Here is a 19,606-nt window from a genome sequence, read left to right on the forward strand (position 1 = left end):
GCAGGAGCGGCGCCCCTTCACACCACCTCTCGCCCCCCACCCGACCAGGCGAGCGCCGACGATTCCAGCAGGCACATCCGGTATGGTCCCCCCGTGAGCTTGAGCCGCCCCTTCCCCCGTGGGCTCCTACCCCTCGTCCTGCTGGTGCTGTGCGTCGCGCACGTCGCGCTGGGGCTGGTGCTGCTCCCCGGGAGCATGTTCGCCAAGTACCCCGACAGTGCTCGCCTGCTGATGACGGACCGGATGCTCCCCGAGCAGGGCGCGGACTTCAGCCCGCTCTACCTGCTCCTCAACGTCGCGCTGTCCCCCACTGCGCTGCGGTGGGTCCAGAGCCTCGCGGGCGCCCTCGGACTCATCGCCGTCTATGTGCTCGGCGCCCGACTGCTGTCGCGAGCCGTGGGCCTGCTCGCCGCCGCGCTCGTCGCGGTGACGACGCCGGTGCTGCTTTATGAGGCCACCCTGGAGCCGGACCTCCTGGTGATGGTGCTCAACCTGGGCGCGCTCGCGCTGCTCGCCCACGCGAGGCCTGGCTTCCGGACACGTTGGCTGGTGGGCACGGGCGTCCTGCTCGGACTCTCCGCGGCGACGCGCCCCACGGGGCTCGCCATCCTCGTCCTCGCCACGGGCTGGGTGCTATGGGAGACCCGGCACGCGGCGCGACGCACCGGCCTCAAGGTGGCCGGAGTGCTGCTCGTCACGGGGCTGTTCTCCTCCTGGCTGCCCGCGCAGGTCATCCGCGCGACGGTGGGCTCGCATCTCGGCGCGACCATGAGCGCGGGCGCGGTGCTGCACATGGGCAACCGGCCCGAGGGCACCGGCCTGGGCGCCCAGCCCCCCACGCTCATCAAGCAGTACGAGGCCCAGCTCCGCTCTCCCGAGCGGCCTGACCACGCCCACAGCCTCTACCGCCAGTTCGCTCGCGCGGAGGCAGGTGAAGACCTCTCCCCCACTCGCACCGAGTTGTACTGGATGCGCAAGACGCTGAACTTCGCGCTGGAGGAACCGGGCACCTTCCTGGGCCTCTTCGGTCGCAAGCTGGCGTTCTTCCTCTTCGGCCCGGAGGGACACGACCTGGTCGAAGTGCGCCGGGCCGAGGCGGGACTCGCGGGCCTGCCGCTCCTGAATGCCCAGGTCCTCGGGCTGCTGGGACTCGCGGGGCTGGGCGTGATGTTCGCGCGGCGACGGCCCATCGGTCTCGTCGTGCTGTACCTCGCGGCGAGCACCGCGCTGGCCGTGGGCTTCTACGTGGTGAGTCGTTATCGGGTGGCCGCCCTACCCGCGTGGGCACTGCTCGCGAGCGCCCTCGCCGTCGCGATGTTCGAATCGCGACGTCAGCCTCGCGTGTTGAGCGCCAGCGTGGCGGCCTTGGCGCTGTGCCTGGCGCTGCCGTCATTCTTTCCCTTCGTCCGTGACGTGGACCGGATGTTGGAACGCACCGAGGCGGTCGGCAGCCCGGGCACCGCGCTGAACGAGGCCCTGCGCGCGGGCCACTATGACGAAGCAACGCGGGCCTTCGAACAGCTCCAGGCAGCGCATCCGTTCACCGCGCTCAGCCGAGCCTTGCGCGGTGTCCCCTTCGAGTCACCCGCCGTCGCCGAGCGTTCCGGAGCGCTGTCCGTGGAGAAGCTCGGGCTCGATACGCCCATGGACCTCTACTTCGCCTCGGAGCTGGCGCGGCGAGCGGGCCACTGTGAGCAGGCGCTCGACGCGGCGAGGGCGGCACAGGCCGCGGGCTATCGGGGCGCTCTCTATGACACGTCGCTGGATCCGGCCCTCGTCGTGGCGGACTGCCTGCTCACACAGGGCGACCGCGCGGGGGCACTCAAGGCAGCGGCGGCGTCCCTGGAGCAGCGAGGCGGAACGCTGGATGCGCTGGCCTTCGCGGTCGTGGGAGCCGAGGTATTGCCCGAGGCAGCGGGCGAGCAACGCGCGCGCTGGGAGGCAAGGCTCTTCGCGATGCACGACCTGTTGAGCGCACGACATGCGCGAGGACTGGCGCGCGTGCGGTGGGGTTTGTATGCGGGCGCGCTGGAGGATGCGGACGCGGTGCTCGCCGCCGTTCCCGACCTCGCCGTCACCCACCATCTGCGGGCCGTGGCACTCACGGGCCTGGGCCGATACGCCGACGCGCTGCGAGCCTATGCGCGGGCGCTGCAGGCCCTGCCGGGCTTCAACTTCGCGACCGCACCCCTGGAGAAAGCCGTGGCGGCGGGACTCGCGGCGGCCCCCAAGGCGCCAGCCATGCTGAACGTGGCCGCCGAGCATCACCTCCGCGCGGGACGCCTGGAGCTGGCACGCGAGCTGGCGACACGCGCGAGTACCCTCGCCCCGAATGACGAGGGCCTCGCGTGGCTCGCCAAGGAGCTGGCCGAGGCGCGCTCCTCCGAAGTCCCCATCCCGCCCCCGCCCGCCCCGCCGCAGCTCCGCTCCACGACGACCCCTTGAATCAGAGCGAAGCGCCCGCAGGTCACCGCGCGCGGAACCACGGGAGCGGACTGAACGCCCCCCCAGACACAGGCTCACCGCTGTGTCTCCGCGCCCGCACGCAGGCCCGGTCCGCGCCTTGCAGAACCCCTGTGCACGAGACGCGGCCAACAGCGCCGCTCAGGAGCACAAGGTCATGTGGATGACACGGTGTTGGAAGGTGGCGGCGATGTGCGGCTTTCTGGCCGCGCCCGGGGCCCTGGCGAAGCCGACGACGCTCGCTCAGCCCCCCGAGCGGACAGACACGACTCCCCTCCTCTTCGACGCGGGGATGCCGGAGCGCGAGGACCTCTTCGAGGGCGCGCCGGACGAGATGGCCCCGCCCCGCCTGCGCCACGCGGAGCCCGTGTCCTGCATCGCCGCGCCGGAGGGCCGCCTGTGGGTCGCCTCCACCGAGGAGTGCGGCGACACCGAGTGCATCGACAAGATGACGGTGTGGGTCGGCTCGTGGACCGTCGAGGACGTGGCGGTCGACGTCCAGTGCGACGCCGAGCACGTCATCCTCTCCACCCACGACTGGCGGATGGTCCTCATCTCCGACGGCAAGGGCGACTTCGACGTCGAGGAGTCCACCCTGGGCGAAGAAGAAGCCCCGCTGGCCGGAGGCGAGCTGACGACGCCCGCCTCCGAGAGCTGAACGTCACGGACCGATGCGGCGCAGGATGAGGATGGGGCCTTCGTCCAGCCGCCTGTCCCGCAGGTCAATCTCGCAGTCGATCATCCAGTCACCATGGCCCTCGGGGTCCATGATGCGCTGCTGGACCTCCCAGAGCCGCTGTCCCGACTCCTTCAGGAACGTGTTGGCCGGCTTGCGAGCCTGGGGCGTGAGCACCACGATTTTGTGCTCCTCGTGGTACGGCACCATGGCCTGCTCCAGCTTCGGCGCGGTCCACTCGCCCAGGGCGTTGTCCAGGAGCGACAGCGCATCCGAGTAGCGCTTCTGCCCCAGCGCGCGCAGCAGCCGGTGCAGCTCCTCGCGCACGCGGGCCGCGAAGGCGCGAGGGTCCTCGGTGAGTTCCTTCGGCTTGAGCTCCACGGCCGGCTTCGCCTCGACGACGGCGCCCGGGTTCTTCATCCGCTCCCACTCGTCCACGAGGCTGGAGTCCACCTGACGAATGGTGGCCCGCAGGTGGTCGATGATGTCCTCCACCTCCTCCGTGCGGAAGCGCTCCGGCACCGTCTGCGACAGCGTCTTGTACACGTCGCTGACGTAGCGCAGCAGCACGCCTTCGCTGCGCTGCAGCCCGTACTCCCGCACGTAGTCGTGGAAGGACATGAAGCGCTCGAACATGTCGCGCACCACGGCCTTGGGCCGGATGTTCTCCTCGCCCACCCACGGATGCTTGCGCGCGAAGGCGTTGAAGGTGCCGTAGATGAACTCGCGGTTCGGCTTCGGCCACTCCAGCTTCTCCAGCTCCTCCATGCGGTCGTCGTATTCGACGCCGCGCGCCTTCATCTCTTGAATCTTCTCGCCCTTGAGCTGGTGCAGCTGCGCGTAGAGCACCACCTCCGGGTTCTCCAGGATGGACTCCACCAGCGTCACCACGTCCAGCGCGTACGTCTCCGTGGTGGGGTCCAACAGCTCCAGCGTCTCCAGCAGGTACAGCGACAGCGTGTGGTTGAGGCTGAAGTCGTACTGGAGCTCCTGCGCCACCTTCACCGTGGCCCCCGAGCCGCCCTCGCCGCGCGTCACCTCCACGATTCCCGCGCCGCGCAGCGTGCGGAAGTCCCGCGCCGCCTCCTTCAAGTGTCGCCGCTTCAGGAAGTCCGAGTCATGGCAGCGCTGGATGAGCTGCACCAACCGGTGGTAGCCCCCGGTGCCCCGGATGTGGTCGCTCTGGAGCAGGTTGAGAATCATGCCGTGGGACACGGCGAAGCGGGACTCCAGCGGCTCGGGCATGCCCGTCTGGAGCCGCTCGAAGGTGCTCTTGTCGTACTGGACGAAGTTCTTCTGCGGCGGCTTCGCCTTGGGCGTCTTCTTCTTGCCCGCGGCTTCCTTGGCGGCCTGCTTGACGTTCTCGACGACATACTCGGGCGCCTGGGCGACGACGCTGCCCTCGTTGTCGAACCCCTTGCGACCCGCGCGACCTGAAATCTGCAGGAAGTCGCGCACGCTCAGCGTGGTGAGCTTCTCGCCGTTGAACTTGAAGAGCTGCGTGAAGAGCACCGTGCGGATGGGGATGTTCACGCCCACGCCCAGGGTGTCCGTGCCGCTGATGACCTTGAGGTGGCCGCCCTGGGCCAGCTTCTCCACCAGCAGGCGATACTTGGGCAACAGGCCCGCGTGGTGCATGCCGATGCCGTGGCGCAGATAGCGCTGGAAGTCCTTGCCGTACGGCGTGTCGAAGGGCGCGTCCATCAGCGCGAGGCGGATGGCCTCCTTCTCCTCCTTGGTGGAGAAGTCCACGCTCATGAGGTTCTGCGCCTGCTCGGCGGCGGCGCGCTGCGTGAAGTTCACCAGGTAGATGGGGTACTTCTTGCGCGCGATGAGGTCCTCAATCGTCTCGTGCAGCGCGGACTCGCGGTAGTCGAAGTCCAGCGGCACCGGGCGCTGGGTGCTGCGCACGGTGGCGACCTCCCGGCCGGTGAGCTTCTGGAGGCTCTCTTCGATGATGTGCGTGGGCCCCAGCGTGGCCGACATCAGGAGGAACGTCGCCTGGGGCAGCGCGATGAGCGGAATCTGCCACGCCACGCCACGGTCCCTGTCCGAGTAGTAGTGGAACTCGTCCATCACCACGTAGTCCACCCGGGCGCCCGCGTCGCGCAGCGCCAGGTTGGAGAGGATTTCGGCGGTGCAGCAGATGATGGGCGCGTCGCGGTTGATGCTCGCGTCGCCGGTGAGCATGCCCACGTTCTCCGCGCCGAAGGCATCACAGAGCGCGAAGAACTTCTCGTTCACCAGCGCCTTGATGGGGCAGGTGTAGAAGGAGACCTTGCCCTCGGCCATGGCCTTGAAGTGGAGGGCGGTGGCCACCAGGGACTTGCCGGAGCCGGTGGGTGTCTTGAGGAACAGGTGCTTGCCCGCCAGCAGCTCCAGGATGGCTTCCTCCTGGGCCGGGTAGAGGCTGAGGCCGTTCGTGGAGACGTAGCCGACGAAGCGGTCCAGGATGCTGTCAGCGTCGAGCGGGGGCTCGCCCTTCTTGGGAAGCAGGGCGGCGAGCGGCGCTTGGGACTCAGGGGTGTCCATCACCCGGCGGACTCTAGAGCAGCCACCGTTTCGAGTCCGCTGGGAAATCAGACACCCGTGTCCCACGAACGGTCCTGACCCGGACGCGGGCGCCGGGATTCGGTCCACCCCGCGTCATTGTCCACGCACGCCGGAACGATGTGGCTCGCAGGGCCCGTGCCTACCGTTGCGCGACCTTTCGACCAACAAAGGGGCAGCCTGATGTTCCATCCGTGGCGTCTTGCCTTTCTCGCTGCCTGGGCCTCGTTATCGGTCGCCCAGGCACAACCCGCCTCCGTGGGACAATGGACCGCCGTCCAGAAATGGCCGTACTCGGCGGTCCACACCCACCTGCTGCCCACGGGCAAGGTGATGTTCTTCTCCGAATTCGGAGACGGCGACACCCCCACGCTCTGGGACCCGCAGACCAACGTCCTCACCACGCTGCCCAAGGCGGGCTTCAACATCTTCTGCGCGGGCCACGCCTTCATGCCGGACGGTCGGCTGTTCGTGGCGGGGGGCCACATCGACAATGACTCCGGCCTGCCCTACGCCGCCACCTTCGACCCCTTCAAGCTCACCTGGACGCGGCTGCCGAACATGAACGCCGGCCGCTGGTACCCCACCGTCACCACGCTCGCCAACGGGGACATGCTGGTGATTGGCGGCGCGAAGGAGGACAGGACCAAGAACCTGATTCCTCAAGTCTGGCAGACGTCGAAGAACTCCTGGCGCAACCTGACGGGCGCGAGCCTGGACCTCATGTACTACCCGTGGATGTTCGTGACGAACACGGGAAAGACGCTCATGGCGGGGTACTGGAAGCCCGCGCGCTTCCTCGACACGGATGGCACCGGCTCCTGGACCTCCGGGCCTCGCACCAGCTACGCCCACAGCCGCAACGCGGGCAGCGCGGTGATGTATGACGACGGCAAGGTGCTGGTCACCGGTGGCGACAATCCCCCCACCAACAACGTGGAGATTCTGGAGCTCAACGCCACGAAGCCCACCTGGCGCACGGTGCCGCCCATGCGCTACGTGCGCCGCCAGCACAACAGCACCGTGCTCCCGGACGGCACGGTGCTCATCACCGGCGGCCACAGCGGCCCCGGCACCGACAACCCCAAGTACCCCCGCCTGGAGACGGAGCTGTGGAACCCCGTCACCGAGCAGTGGTCGGTGCTCGCGCCCGCGTCGGCCTATCGCGGCTACCACTCCACCACCCTGCTGTTGCCGGACGGGCGCGTGCTCTCCGCGGGCAGCCGCAACGTCAAGACGATGCAGGTCTTCTCCCCGCCGTACCTCTTCAATGGCCCGCGCCCCACCATCGCCTCCGCGCCCGCGTCCATCGCCTACGGAGAGACCTTCCGCGTCAACACCCCCGAGGCGGCCAGCATCACCATGGCATCGTGGGTTCGCCTGGGCTCCGTCACCCACGCCTTCGACGAGAACCAGCGCTTCATGAAGCTGCGCTTCACCGCCAGCGGAGGAGGGATCAACGTCGTCGCGCCGCCCAACCCGAACGTGGCGCCGCCCGGGCACTACATGCTGTTCCTGCTCAACTCGAAGAAGGTGCCGTCGGTCGCGAAGATCATCCGCATTGGCGGAGGAGGCACGACGCCGCCCCCGACCGACCCTCCTCCCAACACCGGCTACACCGCGGTGGCATTCGGCTCCGAGTGGAAGTACGACGACCGCAACGTCGACCCGGGCTCCGCCTGGACGTCCCCTGGCTTCAGCGACGCGTCCTGGAAGAAGGGCCTGGCCCAGCTCGGCTATGGCGAGACGGACGAGGAGACGAAGATGACGAAGACGACGCCGGCGCAGCCCACCGTCTACTTCCGCCGCAAGTTCACCGTCCACGGCATGGTGGAGCAGGCCACGCTCCAGGTGATTCACGACGACGGCGTGGCGGTGTTCCTCAATGGTACCCAGGTGTTCTCCAAGTACGTCGGCTCCACCGCGCACTCGGCCTATGCCTCCGGCACCGCCTCCGACAACAGCCTGAGCGAGACAACCATCCCCGGCTCTCGCTTCTTGATGGGAGAGAACACGCTGGCCGTCATGGTGAAGCAGGCGAACGCCACCTCCAGTGATTTGTCCTTCGACCTGGAGCTGAAGGTGGCCACCGACGGCATGCAGCACGATGCCCTCATCATGGAGAGCCCCAACGGCGGCGAGACGCTGCGCCCGGGCAACGTCCAGATGCTCCAGTGGATGACCCACGGCGCGGGTGTCGACAACGTGAGGGTGCAGTTCTCGCCCGACGACGGGGCCAACTGGACCACGGTCGACCAGGGTATCCCGAACATCGGTTTCTATGAGTGGGCGGTGCCGGGCACCGAGACGGCCAAGGGCGTGCTGCGAATCTCGGACGCCTCGCGGCCGGACATCGATGATCGCACGGACCTGCCCTTCACCATCTCCCGGACGCCCCAGTTCCAGGCCATCGCCTTCGGCGAGTACTGGAATTTCGATGACCGCAACGTGAACCCGGGCACGCAGTGGACGTCGCTCAACTTCGACGACGGCGCGTGGCGCTCGGGCCCCGCGAAGCTCGGCTACGGCGACGGGGACGAGCACACCGTGATCACCAAGACGACGCCCCTCCAACCGAGCGTCTACTTCCGCAAGAAGCTCACGCTCGGCGAGGCCATCCGCACCGCCAACCTCCGCGTCCTGCATGACGACGGCGTGGCCATCTGGGTGAACGGGAAGCTCGTCTACTCGCGGTACGCCGACAACGGCCTCGGCCATGGCACCTTCGCCAGCGGCGTGTTGAAGGACGCCGTCATCAGCACGGCCAGCTTCGACGGTTCGGCCTTCGTCGTGGGGGAGAACATCATCGCGGTGATGGTGAAGCAGGCCAACGCGGAGTCGAGCGACGTGGCGTTCGACCTCGAGCTGAACCTCGAAGCGAAGTAGCCACCTGGCGGCCCCGGATGTGACTCAGAGCACCTTCACCGCTTTGACCATGTCCGGGGCCAGCTCCTCGTGGGGGAGGATGGAGAACCCCAGCCGCTTGCTGACGTTCTGCATGGCGCGGTTGCCCGCGAGGATGTCCGCGACGATGCGCTGCATGCCCCACGCGCGGCCCACCTCCACCAGTCGCCGCAGCATCTCCGAGCCCAGGCCCTGGTGCTGCACCTCGTCGCTGATGAGGATGGCGAACTCCGCGTCCCGAGTCCCCCTCAGCCGCGTCAGCCGCCCCACCCCCAGAATCTCTCCGCCGCGCCGCTCGGCCACCAGCGCCATCTCCCGCGCGTAGTCGTTGAAGCAGATGCGCGCCAGCCGCTCGTGCGCCACGCGCGTGCTCAACTGCATCAGCCCCGCGTAGCGCAGGAACACCGTCTGCTCGGAGAGCGTCCGGTGAAAGCGCTCCATCTTCGGCTCGTCCTCCGGACGGATGGGCCGCAGCAACAGCTCCTCGCCGCTCTTCATCTTGAACGGGGACACGTACTGCTGCGGATAGGGCTCGATGGCGAGCCTGGGCAGCTCCGCTTCCGTCACGTCGGGCGGGTGCAGCACCACACGCGCGTCCAGCGCGAGCAATCGCTCCGGTGAGGCCAGCAAGGGGTTGATGTCCACCTCCTTCACCAGGCGCTGCTCGACGACGAGCTGACCGAAGCGCACGAGCAGCCGCTCCAGCGCCGGCAGGTCCACCGGCTTCGCCCCGCGCACCCCGCGCAGCGCCTGGAGGATGCGCGTCTGCTCCATCATCCGCCGCGCGAGCGTCGTGTTCAGCGGAGGCAGCCCCAGCGCCCGGTCCTTGAACACCTCCACCAGCGTCCCGCCCGCGCCGAAGAGCAGCACCGGACCGAACTGCGGGTCCAGGCTGCTGCCCACGATGAGCTCGTAGCCACCCAGCTTCACCATGGGCTGGACGGTGACACCGTCGAAGGCCTCCCCCTGCCCCAGTTCCACCAGTCGCTCGCGGATGCCTCGGAACGCGGCGCGCACCGCCTCCGCGTCCGGAAGGTCGAGCCGCACGCCGCCCACGTCCGTCTTGTGCGTCACCGTGAAGGAGTGGAGCTTGAGGACCACGGGATATCCGAGCGCCTGCGCCTGGACCACCGCGCCCTCCTCCGTGGTGGCGAGCCGCGTCTCCACGGTGGGGATGCCATAGGCGGCCAACAACTGCTTGGACTCGTGCTCCGTCAGGAGCGTGCGCCCTTGCGCGCGCGCGGCGTCCACCAGTCGCCGCGCCGCGTCCCTCCCGCCCGTGGGCTCCTCGGCCAGCGTCGGCGTCTCGTACAGGCCCGCGAGGTTGTACGAGTAGCGCCACATGTAATTGAAGATGCGCGCGGCCGTGTCGGGATAGCCGAACGTGGGAATGCCCGCGTCGTTGAGGATGCGCTCGCCCGCGACGACCTCCGAGCCGCCCATCCAGCTCGCCAGCACCGGCTTGCCGGAGAGCTTCGCGTAGGGCTTGAGCCGGTCCGCCGTCTGCGTGGGCTCCGTCATGTCCTGCGGCGTGAGGATGACCAACAGCCCGTCACTGTTCGGGTCCTTCCCCGCGACCTCCAGGGCCTTCGCGTAACGCTCCGGGTCCGCGTCGCCCAGCACGTCCACCGGATTGCCGTGGCTCCACTGGGGCGGCAGAAAGCCGTCCAGCGCCTTCCGCGTCTCGTCGCCGAGCACCGCCAGCTCCCCGCCCCCCGACACCAGCGCGTCCGTGGCGAGCACGCCGGGCCCGCCCGCGTTGGTGAGGACGGTGAGGCGACGACCCGCCGGGCGCGGCTGCTTCGCCAGCGTCTCCGCCATGTAGAAGAGGTCGGAGATGGACTCCACGCGCAGCACACCGGTGCGACGGAACGCGGCGGTGAGCACCTCGTCGCTGCCCGTCAACGTGCCCGTGTGGGACGCGGCGGCCTGCGCGGCCTGCGCGGTGCGCCCCGCCTTGATGACGATGATGGGCTTGGTGAGCGCCAGCTCGCGCGCGGCGGAGAGGAAGGCTCGCGCATCCCCGATGGACTCCATGTAGATGAGGATGGAGCGCGTCATCGGGTCATCGGCCAGGTAGTCGATGAGGTCGCCCCAGCCGACGTCCAGCATGGAACCCACGGAGACGAAGGCGCTGAAGCCCACTGACTCACGCAGGCTCCAGTCGAGGATGGCGGTGAGCAGCGCGCCACTCTGGCTGATGAAGGCCACGTTGCCCGGGCGCGCCATCGACCCGGCGAATGTCGCGTTGAAGCCCGTGGGCGGACGCATCACTCCCAGACAGTTGGGGCCGATGATGCGCATCCGCGCCGCCTGGGCAATCTGGAGGATTTCCCGCTCCAACCGCGCGCCCGCCTCGCCCGTCTCCTTGAAGCCCGCGGAGATGATGATGGCGCCCTGGACGCCCAGCTCCGCGCACTCGCGGATGACATCGGGCACGGCGGGCGCGGGCGTGACGACGACGGCCAGGTCCACCGGCTCCGGCAACGCACGCAGCGACGGCCACGCGCGAATGCCCAGCACGTTGGGGCGCTTCGGATTGATGGGATAGACGGTGCCGCCGAAGGGATTGCTGATGAGATTCCAGAGGACGGTGCGCCCCACGCTGCCCGGACGCTCACTGGCACCCACCACCGCCACGCTGCGCGGCTTGAAGATGACATCCAACGGCTGCCGCGTGCCCTGCTGGTGCAGCACGTTGTAGGAAGGGTCCGACTTCCGGGGGCCAGTCGCGCGCTCGTCCATGAGGGCATCGTGTTTGAAGCGGTGCGGGCGCGCACGCAAGCGCTTCACTCGTCAACCGTGCGGCAGCCGTCATCCGCCCGGCTCTATCGCTCAGTCGAGACCGCTCTTCCCCTCGGCCCAGTACGCCTTCACCTTCTGCCCCGCGTGCGCGACACCGCTCGAACGGAGCCGGGCCCTCACGGCCTGGATGGCGTGCGCCCGCCCCGTCAGGACCAGGTGCGCGCCACGCCGTCGCTCCAGCGCCGCCCGCAGCCGGGCTTCCACGTCCGCGAGATGCGCTTCGTCCGACCGCTTCTCCACCACCGAGGCGCCCGCGAGGCCCAGCTCCCCCAGCACCCCCTCCGACTCTCCTCGCGAGGAGACCTCGAACACGTGCTCGACGTCCGCCGAGCCCGCCTTCAGGTACTTCAGCGTGTGCGCGACGGCGAACGACGTCTCGTCCCCGAAGAGGACCACGGGCCCGGGGAGCGACTTGAGCGCGAGGGAGCCTCTCGGCCCGAAGAACTGGCAGCGGTCTCCCACCTTGAGGTCGCGGCCCCATCGCGCGCCGGGGCTGTCGCCGTGCATGTAGACGAGGAAGCGCGTGGACCCCAGCGTCGAGTCCCAGCCCAGCGGCGTGTACGTCCGCATGCCCACGTCGGGAAGGAAGACCTGCACCTTGTCCCCCGGGCTCCATTCGACGTCACGCAGCCCCTCGCCCACCCACTCCATCCAGCGGAAGTGCGGCGACACGTCCCGCACCTGTCCCACTCGCGCTTCCTTGAACAGGAACCGCCCCAGCAGCCCGCCGATGATTGCCTGCCCCGACGCCATGCTTCTCGCTCCACGTTCGGTGACACCCGTCACGCTTGATTGACGGGCGCCATTCTCGCGCCATCCCAGCCCACCGGGATGAACAGAGATGACGCGCTCATGAAGAAGTGTGAAGCCACACAGGGACAGGCCCACCGCGCGCTACGCCGCGGACGCGCGAGCCTGCGCCACCGCGGGCTTGAGGACCTCTCGTGCCCACTGAGCCAGCGTCGTGGACGTGGTGGTCTCCGCGGACCGGGGCTCGGCCGCGTCCATCCGTCCTTCGGGGATGGCCTCGTACATCTGCACGAAGAGGTCGACCATGAACCCGGGCAGACCCATGCCCAGCATCGCCTTGCGCGCGTCGTCGAAGGAGACCTGCACGTAGCGCACGGGCTGCCCGAGCTCTCGCGAGAGGATGCCCACCACCTCCGTGTACGTGAGGTCCTGGGGCCCGTGAACGCCGATGTACCGGTGCCCCTTCCAGCCCGCGTCGAGCAGCACGTCCGCCGCCTTGTGCGCGATGTCCACCGTCGCGACGAAGGGGGCGCGGCGCTCGGGAGAGGTCGTCAGGAAGAGCGTGCTCGCGTTCACGAGCGACGGCAGGTCGCGCAGCAGGTTCTCCATGAAGTAGCCCGGACGGAGGATGGTGACGTCGGCGACGGCGGCCTTGAAGGCCTCCTCCACCGCGAGGAGCACGCCCACCGGCCCCGTCCCTGGACCCGACTGCGCGCCGACGCTGGACAGCACCACCACGCGCTTCACTCCATGCTGCTTCGCCTTCTGCGCCGCCAGTCGCCCCATGGCCTGGGTCCATTCGACGAAGTCCGGGCGCATGGCGGGCGGCGTCAGCCAGAAGACCGCCGAGGCTCCGGCGAAGGCCTTGTCCAACACGGCCGCGTCGTCCGAGGACCCCTCCACCACCTTCGCGCCACGCGTCACCAGGTCCGCCACCTTCTCCGCGCTCCGGCTGATGAGGGTGAGGGACTGCCCCGCATCCAGCAGCCGCAGGGCGAGGTTCCGGCCAATGTTTCCATTCGGGGTGTTGATGACGATGCTCATGGACGCCTCCGGTGACTTCGAGATGGCTCCAGAGTGTTCCCACCCCCATCATGAGGCCATCGCATGTTATTCATTGGCACATGAGCAAGTCACATGTTGCCAGAGGAAAGAGCCGCGTCCCCACCCGACGCAAACCGCGCGTCGCCCCCGCGCCGAGCCAGCCGTCGAACACGGGACTGGACCTGTCCGGCGTCAACCTCAACCTCGTCGTGGCCCTGGATGCGCTGCTCACGGAAGGCAACGTCACCCGGGCGGCCGCGCGCGTGGGCATCACCCAGTCCGCCATGAGCCACGCCCTGCGGCAGCTCCGGGAGCAGTTCGGAGACGCCCTGCTCATCCGGGGCCGGGGAGGGATGATTCGGACCCCGCGCGCCGAACAGCTCGCCGCCCCACTCCACCGGGGACTGCTGGAGGTCCAACGAGCGCTGCGCAACGAGTCCGTCTTCGAGGCCCGCACCTCGGCGCGGCGCTTCACCATCGCCTCGGGTGACTACTTCGCCGCCGCCCTGCTGCCCCCGCTGCTGGAGATGTTCGACGACGAGGCCCCCCGCGTGGACCTCACCATCCGCCCCCTCGTCGTCTCCCAGGTGGAGGCCCAGTTGGAGAGCGGCGAGGTGGACCTGGTCATCGGCGCCTACCCGGACCCCGCCCCCGCGCTGCGCCAGCAGAAGCTCTTCACGGAGGACTTCGTGTGCGTCGTCCGTCGCGACAACGCCCTGGTGAAGGAGGAGCTGGACCTGGAGACGTACCTGCGCCTGCCCCATGTCCTCGTCAGCCCCCGGGGCGAGGGAGCGGGCGCCGTGGACATCGCGCTGGAGCGCCTGGGCCGCAGTCGACGCATCGGCCTGCGGATTCCCTACTTCCTCACCGCCGCCATCTCCATGGTCCGCTCCAACCACGTCCTCACCGCCCCCCGCCGACTGGCCGAGCTCTTCCTCGACCTCTGCCCCCTGCGCATCCTTCCTCCGCCCGTCTCCCTGAGACCGTTCGACGTCCTCCAGGTCTGGCATGAGCGTTTCGACGATGAACCGGCCCACCGGTGGCTGCGCGGCATGGTCTCCCGCGCCGCCGCCGCACCGCGTGATGAGCGCTAACCCCATGGGAATCCAGCGCTTTTCAGGACGGAGCAGGCCGGCTGTCGCTCGCCGACAGGGACACTGAACGTCAATTCACCTGTGGGCGAGCATCCGACGGGCCGACCGGTGTAGGGTGCGACCCTATGACTTCTTCCGAGAAGCTGATTTTCACGCAAACCGTGGAAGCGCTCTTCGTGCGCGCCCTCGAGAACCGCCTCACGCCAGCGTGTCGGGAGCACCTGCGCCGTGCGGGCCTGGACCTCGACCAGAAGCTTGGGCGGACGTATTCGCTGGAGCAGTGGAAGGAGTTCCTCCGCATCGCCGCTGGGCACGTCTACGGCGGAGTTCCCGCTGAAGCCGCGTACTACTCGCTGGGCGAGCGGTTCATGGACGCCTACTTCGGGACCTTCTTTGGCCGCGCGCTCCTGGGCGTCGTCCGGCTGGCAGGCCCCCGGCGGATGCTGCTGCGCGCGGGGATGGGCTTTCGCGCCGGCAACAACTTCAGTGTGGTCGAAATCGTTGAGCGCAGCCCCACCTTCGTGGAGCTGCGGATGAACGATGTGCTGGCGGACGTCCCCACGTTCTCCGCGGGGCTGCTGGCTCGGGCGGTGGAGCTGTGTGGGGGCTTCCGGGTGGTGGTGCTACCCGAGGAGTTCGACGGGACGTCGGCGACGTTCCACATCCGTTGGGCGGAAGTCACGGCCGAGTCGGCCATGCCGCCCCCGGCGGCCGGTTCCGCGGGCGCGCCTCGGCCCCGGGCCTGAGTGAGTCCCGCGCGCCCCCGGTGCAATCCGCCAGGGTGGCGCGCGGAACGCCATGCTCGCGTGGCTTGCGAGCGGGCGCGCTGACGGCTCCGGGAGCACGCGCTCCCGAGTGAAGCCTCGCCGCCCACCCTGTCCCCTTCCCGCTGGCATCACCGCTGCAATCCCTGGGTCCGGTCGCGGAGGACACATGGACAACGACGGCGGTGCGATGGTGAAGCTCGAACGGGGCGCGCTCTGGGGTTGGGGGCTGGTGATTCTGGTCGCGGCGGTGCTCGCGGGAGCCGGGGTCTGGCACGGCCTGCTCCATGGAGCGCCCGACACGCCGACCGTCGTCGTCGCCCAGGCGCCCGGGGTGCCCTCGGTGGTGGACCGGGCTCCGGATGCGCCCCTGCCGCCCACGGCGGAGGTCGACGCGCTCCTGCGCTCGCGGCTCTCGGGGGCCTCGTCGATGTCGCAGTTCGGCGCCTGGCTGCGGGAGGCGGACCTCCTGCGCCGCTTCGTCGCCGTGGTGTCCAACATGGCCAGCGGAGAGAGTCCTCGGGCCGTGGTCGCCTTCCTGGCGCCGTCCGGGGACTTCCAGGTGAGCAGCACCCGCGAGGGCCGGACGCTCGTCGGAAAGAAGGGCTACACCCGGTACGACACGCTGGGCCGGGTGGTGGGCAGCCTCGACTCCACGGTGCTGGTGGACACCTGGCGCGAGGTGCACCGGCTGGCCGAGCGGCTCCACCAGGAGAGCGCGCCGCCGGGCAGCTCCCTCGAGGCGACGCTCCGACGGGCCTTCGAGCAGGTGCTGGCGGTGCCGGTGCTCGACGGGGACGTGGAGGTGGTGGCGAAGGGCGCACTGCACGTCTACGCGGACCCCGCGCTGGAGGCGCTCACTCCCGCGCAGAAGCACCTGTTGCGGATGGGTCCGACGAACCTGCGCCACATCCAGGGCAAGGTCCGCGAGGTGTCGCAGAAGCTCAACCAGCAGGCCTCGAGGCCCTGAGGCCCCGCCAGCCCCCCGAGTGGGCCTCCGACGCGACGAGCCGGTTCCCGGGGAGGGAGCCCCCTGACGGGCTTCCCCCACCCCCTCGCGCCGGGATGTTGGTATCTGCCCTCATGCGCTCCTCCCTCCTGCCAGTCTTGCTGCTGTGCACGGCGCTCACCGGCGTCATCGGCGGCGCCGTGTATTTCATCCAGCGGGACAGGCAGGCGCTGGTGGACCAGTTCGCCCGCGAGCGACAGGCCCAGCTCCAGGAGGCCGCGCGAGGGGTGTCCGAGGCGCTGGAGGACGTGGGCGAGGACCTGCGCTTCACGGGTGAGTTGCTGTCCCAGCCGGGCACGGCCGAGGAGCACCGTCGCGAGCTGCGCGCGCTGTTGGAGGCCGTGGGGCAATACAAGGCCATCGTCGTCTTCGGGCCGGATGGGAAGGAGCGGCTGCGGCTTTTGGACAAGCGCACGGGCGCGTCGCTCGCGAAGCAATACCCGGCGGAGGAGCTGGCCCGCACCGCGAGGAGCGTGCTGGAGGGAGCTTCGGGTCACATCGCGTCCTCGCCTCCGCTGTCCGGGGATTCGACGGGGTGGCTGCGGGCCTTCGCCACCTCGCTGCCCGAGGATGCTCCCGGGGGCGGAGGCGCGGTGGTGGTGCTGGTGGACGCCGAGCCGCTGTTCGCGCCGCTGAAGCTGCTCACCGCGGAGAGCGACACCCATCTCTTGTTGCTCGGCGCGCATGGAGCGCCCACCGCGCTGAGCGCGCCGACGCTGGCGGCTCGCTATCAGGGGCTCGCCACGGATGTCCGTGGCACTCCGGGGCTCGCGGCGCTGTCACGGCGCATGCTCGCGGGTGAAGCGGGTTCGCTGGTGATTGAGCGGACGGAGGCGGTGGGGTTGGGATTGGGAGACGCGGAGGTGGTGGCGAGCTTCGTACCGGTGCGCATCAAGAACGGCGCGCTGTGGCCGCTGGCGACACTGTCCTCCACGCGAGGGCTGCGCTCCCATGAGCGGAGCCTGGTGCTGCGGTTGTCCTTCGCGGCGTTCCTGTTCTCGTCCTTCCTCATCGCGTTCGGTGTGTATGTGGTGCTGGCGCGCAGCCGCGCCGTGGCCCTCCAGGAGAGCCTGCGCCACGCGAGTCGGCTGGCGCACCTGCACGACAAGACACAGAAGATTCTCGACCACATCCCCACGGGCGTGCTGGCCCTGTCGACGACGGGACGCATCACCTCCGCGAATCGCGCGCTGAGCACGAAGATGCCGCCGGATGTGGTGGGCTCGACGCTGGCGGCGGCGTTCCCGCAGGCCCACGCGCCCGTCATCCAGCGACTGGAGGAGCTGGTGAACGCGGCGGGCGGCGACAACCGCGTGCGCAGTCTGCACGGCGAGCCGCTGCGGCTCTTCGCGGAGGAAGGACAGTACAACGTCCACGCGGTGCCCTTGGAGCCGCACCAGCCCGACGTCCGCACGCTGTTGGTGCTGGAGGACCTGAGCAACCTGCGCGCGCTGGAGGGACAGTTGCTGCGCGCGGAGAAGCTGGCGACGGTGGGCGTGCTGGCGGCGGGAATCGCGCATGAGATTGGCACCCCGCTGGGTGTCATTCGGGGCCGCGCCGAATACGTGCAGGACAAGCTGGGCCCCGAGCACCCGCAGTCCGCGGGGCTGGGGACCATCGTCGAGCAGATAGACAGGGTGAGCCGCACCATCCGGCAGTTGCTGGACTTCTCGCGGCTGCAGCCCGCCGAGTCGCGTGCGGTGACGCTGCCGTCCGTGGTGAAGAGCGTGCAGGAGCTGCTGCGCGTCGAGACGGAGCGGCGGCGCGTGGTGCTGAGCATGGACGTGTCGCAGCCGTTGCCCGCGTTGGCGGCGGACTCGGACCAGCTCCAGCAGGTGCTCGTCAACCTGCTGCTCAACGCGTGTGATGCGTGCGAGCCGGGGGGACGGGTGAGGCTGACGGCGACGCCGGGCGAGGCGGATGCGTCGGGGGCCTGGGGTCGGGTGCGCATCACCGTCGAGGATGACGGCTGCGGCATCGCCGCGAGACATCTGCATCAAGTGTTTGATCCATTCTTCACCACCAAGAAGCGCGGACTGGGCACGGGCCTGGGGCTGACCATGGTGGCGCACATTGTCCGGAACCATGGCGGGCGCATCGAGCTGGACAGCGCACCCGGTCAGGGGACGCGTGTGATGCTGCAATGGCCCGCCGCGGCCCCCGCGCGAGAGGAGCAACATGTCGGTTAGAGCCCGGGTTCTCGTCGTCGATGACCACGTCGAGATGGGACAGATGCTGCGCGAGCCCTTGTCCGATGCGGGTTACGCGGTGGATGTGGCCTCGGGAGGCGCGGATGCCATCGCGCAGCTTCGCGCCGGGGTGTACGACGCCGTCATCTGTGATTTGCGCATGCAGGACGTGGATGGCTTCGACGTGCTGGAGACGGCGCGCAAGCTGGACCCGGACCTGCCGGTGCTGATGATGACGGCGTTCGGCGGCGTGGAGAACGCCGTGGAGGCGATGAAGCGCGGGGCGTGGCACTACTTCGCCAAGCCCTTCCGGCTGGACGAGGTGCGGCTTTACGTGGGCCGCGCGCTGGAGGAGCGGCGGGTGCGCTCCGAGCACCGCACGCTGAAGCAGCAGGCGGAGGACCGGGGCCGGCTGGGGGCGATGGTGGGGCGCAGCGCGGCGATGCGGGCGCTGTATGCGCTGGTGGAGCGCGTGGCCTGGTCCAGCGCGCCGGTGCTGGTGCGGGGTGAGAGTGGCAGTGGCAAGGAGCTGATTGCGCGGGCCCTTCACTTCGAGGGCACGCGTCGCGCGGGTCCCTTCGTCGCCGTCAATTGCACCGCCCTGCCCCACTCGCTGCTGGAGAGTGAGCTGTTCGGCCATGTGAAGGGGGCGTTCTCCGGAGCGACGAGCGCGAGGCGCGGTCTCTTCGTGGAGGCGGATGGGGGCACGCTGTTCCTGGATGAAATCGGGGACATGGCGCCGGAGCTGCAAGCACGGCTGTTGCGAGTGCTGGCGGAGGGCGAGGTGCGGGCGGTGGGGGCGGACGGTTCGCGGATGGTGGACGTGCGGGTGGTGGCCGCGACGCACCAGGACTTGGAGGCCCGGGTGAAGGAGGGCCGATTCCGGGCGGACCTGTTCTATCGGCTGAATGTCGTGACGTTGCAGGCGCCGCCGCTACGGGAGCGGCCCGAGGACATTCCCGCGCTGGCCGAGCACTTCCTCGAGCAGGCGCGGGCGAGGAATCCAAGGTCTCCGGTGCAGCGCTTCGCACAGGAGGCGGTGTCGGCGCTGTGTGCGCAGCGCTGGCCCGGGAATGTGCGAGAGCTTGAGAATCTGGTGGAGCGGCTGGTGGTGCTCGGGACCCGGGACACGGTGGACCTGGAGCAGCTCCGTCCCCACGTCAGCGAGGGCGGCGCGGAGGAACACCCGTTGTTGGAGGCGCAACGGGAAGTCATTCCCCTGCGCCGGCTGGAAAGCGAGTACATCGCATGGGCCGTCGCGCGGTGCGGCGGGAACAAGACGCGAGCGGCGGAGCTGCTCGGGATTGATGTCTCCACCATCCACCGTCGGGAGCGGTCGGAAGGCAAATAGCCAGAGG

General features: G+C 69.3%; 12 protein-coding genes. 8 read left to right on the plus strand and 4 right to left on the minus strand.

What is annotated here, in order from left to right; all coding sequences use genetic code 11:
• The first annotated feature begins 93 nt into the window (after window positions 1–93).
• The gene (locus HUA74_RS19595) at window positions 94–2,445 is read left to right on the plus strand and encodes a glycosyltransferase family 39 protein (RefSeq protein WP_174455716.1); all 2,352 of its coding nucleotides are present in this window, start codon (window positions 94–96) and stop codon (window positions 2,443–2,445) included.
• Between the two features lie 181 nt (window positions 2,446–2,626).
• A complete protein-coding gene (locus tag HUA74_RS19600) occupies window positions 2,627–3,121 on the plus strand; it encodes a hypothetical protein (RefSeq protein WP_174455717.1) in 495 nt (164 codons plus the stop codon).
• A 3-nt stretch (window positions 3,122–3,124) separates the two neighbouring features.
• Here the strand turns inward: HUA74_RS19600 and HUA74_RS19605 are convergent, their stop codons facing one another.
• Window positions 3,125–5,671 (minus strand): RNA helicase, encoded by a 2,547-nt coding sequence (locus tag HUA74_RS19605; RefSeq protein ID WP_174455718.1) that lies wholly within the window; start codon window positions 5,669–5,671, stop codon window positions 3,125–3,127.
• 276 nt (window positions 5,672–5,947) lie between these two features.
• Between HUA74_RS19605 and HUA74_RS19610 the strand changes: the two genes are divergently transcribed.
• Window positions 5,948–8,575, plus strand: a complete 2,628-nt coding sequence (locus HUA74_RS19610) for a galactose oxidase-like domain-containing protein (protein ID WP_371817267.1) — start codon at window positions 5,948–5,950, stop codon at window positions 8,573–8,575.
• A gap of 24 nt (window positions 8,576–8,599) precedes the next feature.
• Here the strand turns inward: HUA74_RS19610 and HUA74_RS19615 are convergent, their stop codons facing one another.
• From HUA74_RS19615 to HUA74_RS19625, 3 genes are all read right to left on the minus strand, one after another.
• Entirely contained in the window at window positions 8,600–11,338 is a 2,739-nt protein-coding gene (locus tag HUA74_RS19615; RefSeq protein WP_174455719.1) for a bifunctional acetate--CoA ligase family protein/GNAT family N-acetyltransferase, read from the minus strand.
• A 90-nt stretch (window positions 11,339–11,428) separates the two neighbouring features.
• Window positions 11,429–12,151 carry a siderophore-interacting protein gene (locus HUA74_RS19620; RefSeq protein WP_174455720.1) on the minus strand — a complete coding sequence of 241 codons (723 nt, stop codon included), beginning with the start codon at window positions 12,149–12,151 and terminating at the stop codon, window positions 11,429–11,431.
• A gap of 141 nt (window positions 12,152–12,292) precedes the next feature.
• Complete coding sequence (locus HUA74_RS19625) at window positions 12,293–13,192, minus strand: NmrA family NAD(P)-binding protein (RefSeq protein WP_174455721.1); 900 nt, start codon at window positions 13,190–13,192, stop codon at window positions 12,293–12,295.
• 80 nt (window positions 13,193–13,272) lie between these two features.
• Between HUA74_RS19625 and HUA74_RS19630 the strand changes: the two genes are divergently transcribed.
• The 5 genes from HUA74_RS19630 (at window position 13,273) to HUA74_RS19650 (ending at window position 19,599) form a co-directional block, all read left to right on the plus strand.
• Window positions 13,273–14,286 carry a LysR family transcriptional regulator gene (locus HUA74_RS19630; RefSeq protein ID WP_174455722.1) on the plus strand — a complete coding sequence of 338 codons (1,014 nt, stop codon included), beginning with the start codon at window positions 13,273–13,275 and terminating at the stop codon, window positions 14,284–14,286.
• 125 nt (window positions 14,287–14,411) lie between these two features.
• Complete coding sequence (locus tag HUA74_RS19635; protein ID WP_141641193.1) at window positions 14,412–15,032, plus strand: DUF2378 family protein; 621 nt, start codon at window positions 14,412–14,414, stop codon at window positions 15,030–15,032.
• 187 nt (window positions 15,033–15,219) lie between these two features.
• The gene (locus tag HUA74_RS19640; RefSeq protein WP_174455723.1) at window positions 15,220–16,020 is read left to right on the plus strand and encodes a DUF3014 domain-containing protein; all 801 of its coding nucleotides are present in this window, start codon (window positions 15,220–15,222) and stop codon (window positions 16,018–16,020) included.
• 113 nt (window positions 16,021–16,133) lie between these two features.
• Window positions 16,134–18,248 carry a nitrogen regulation protein NR(II) gene (locus tag HUA74_RS19645; RefSeq protein ID WP_141641195.1) on the plus strand — a complete coding sequence of 705 codons (2,115 nt, stop codon included), beginning with the start codon at window positions 16,134–16,136 and terminating at the stop codon, window positions 18,246–18,248.
• The gene (locus tag HUA74_RS19650; RefSeq protein WP_141641196.1) at window positions 18,238–19,599 is read left to right on the plus strand and encodes a sigma-54 dependent transcriptional regulator; all 1,362 of its coding nucleotides are present in this window, start codon (window positions 18,238–18,240) and stop codon (window positions 19,597–19,599) included. The genes HUA74_RS19645 and HUA74_RS19650 overlap by 11 nt, the downstream gene beginning before the upstream one ends.
• The last annotated feature ends 7 nt before the right edge of the window (window positions 19,600–19,606 follow it).

This window comes from Myxococcus sp. CA051A (genome assembly GCF_013336705.1).
In the GTDB taxonomy this organism is placed as follows: Bacteria; Myxococcota; Myxococcia; order Myxococcales; family Myxococcaceae; genus Myxococcus; species Myxococcus llanfairpwllgwyngyllgogerychwyrndrobwllllantysiliogogogochensis.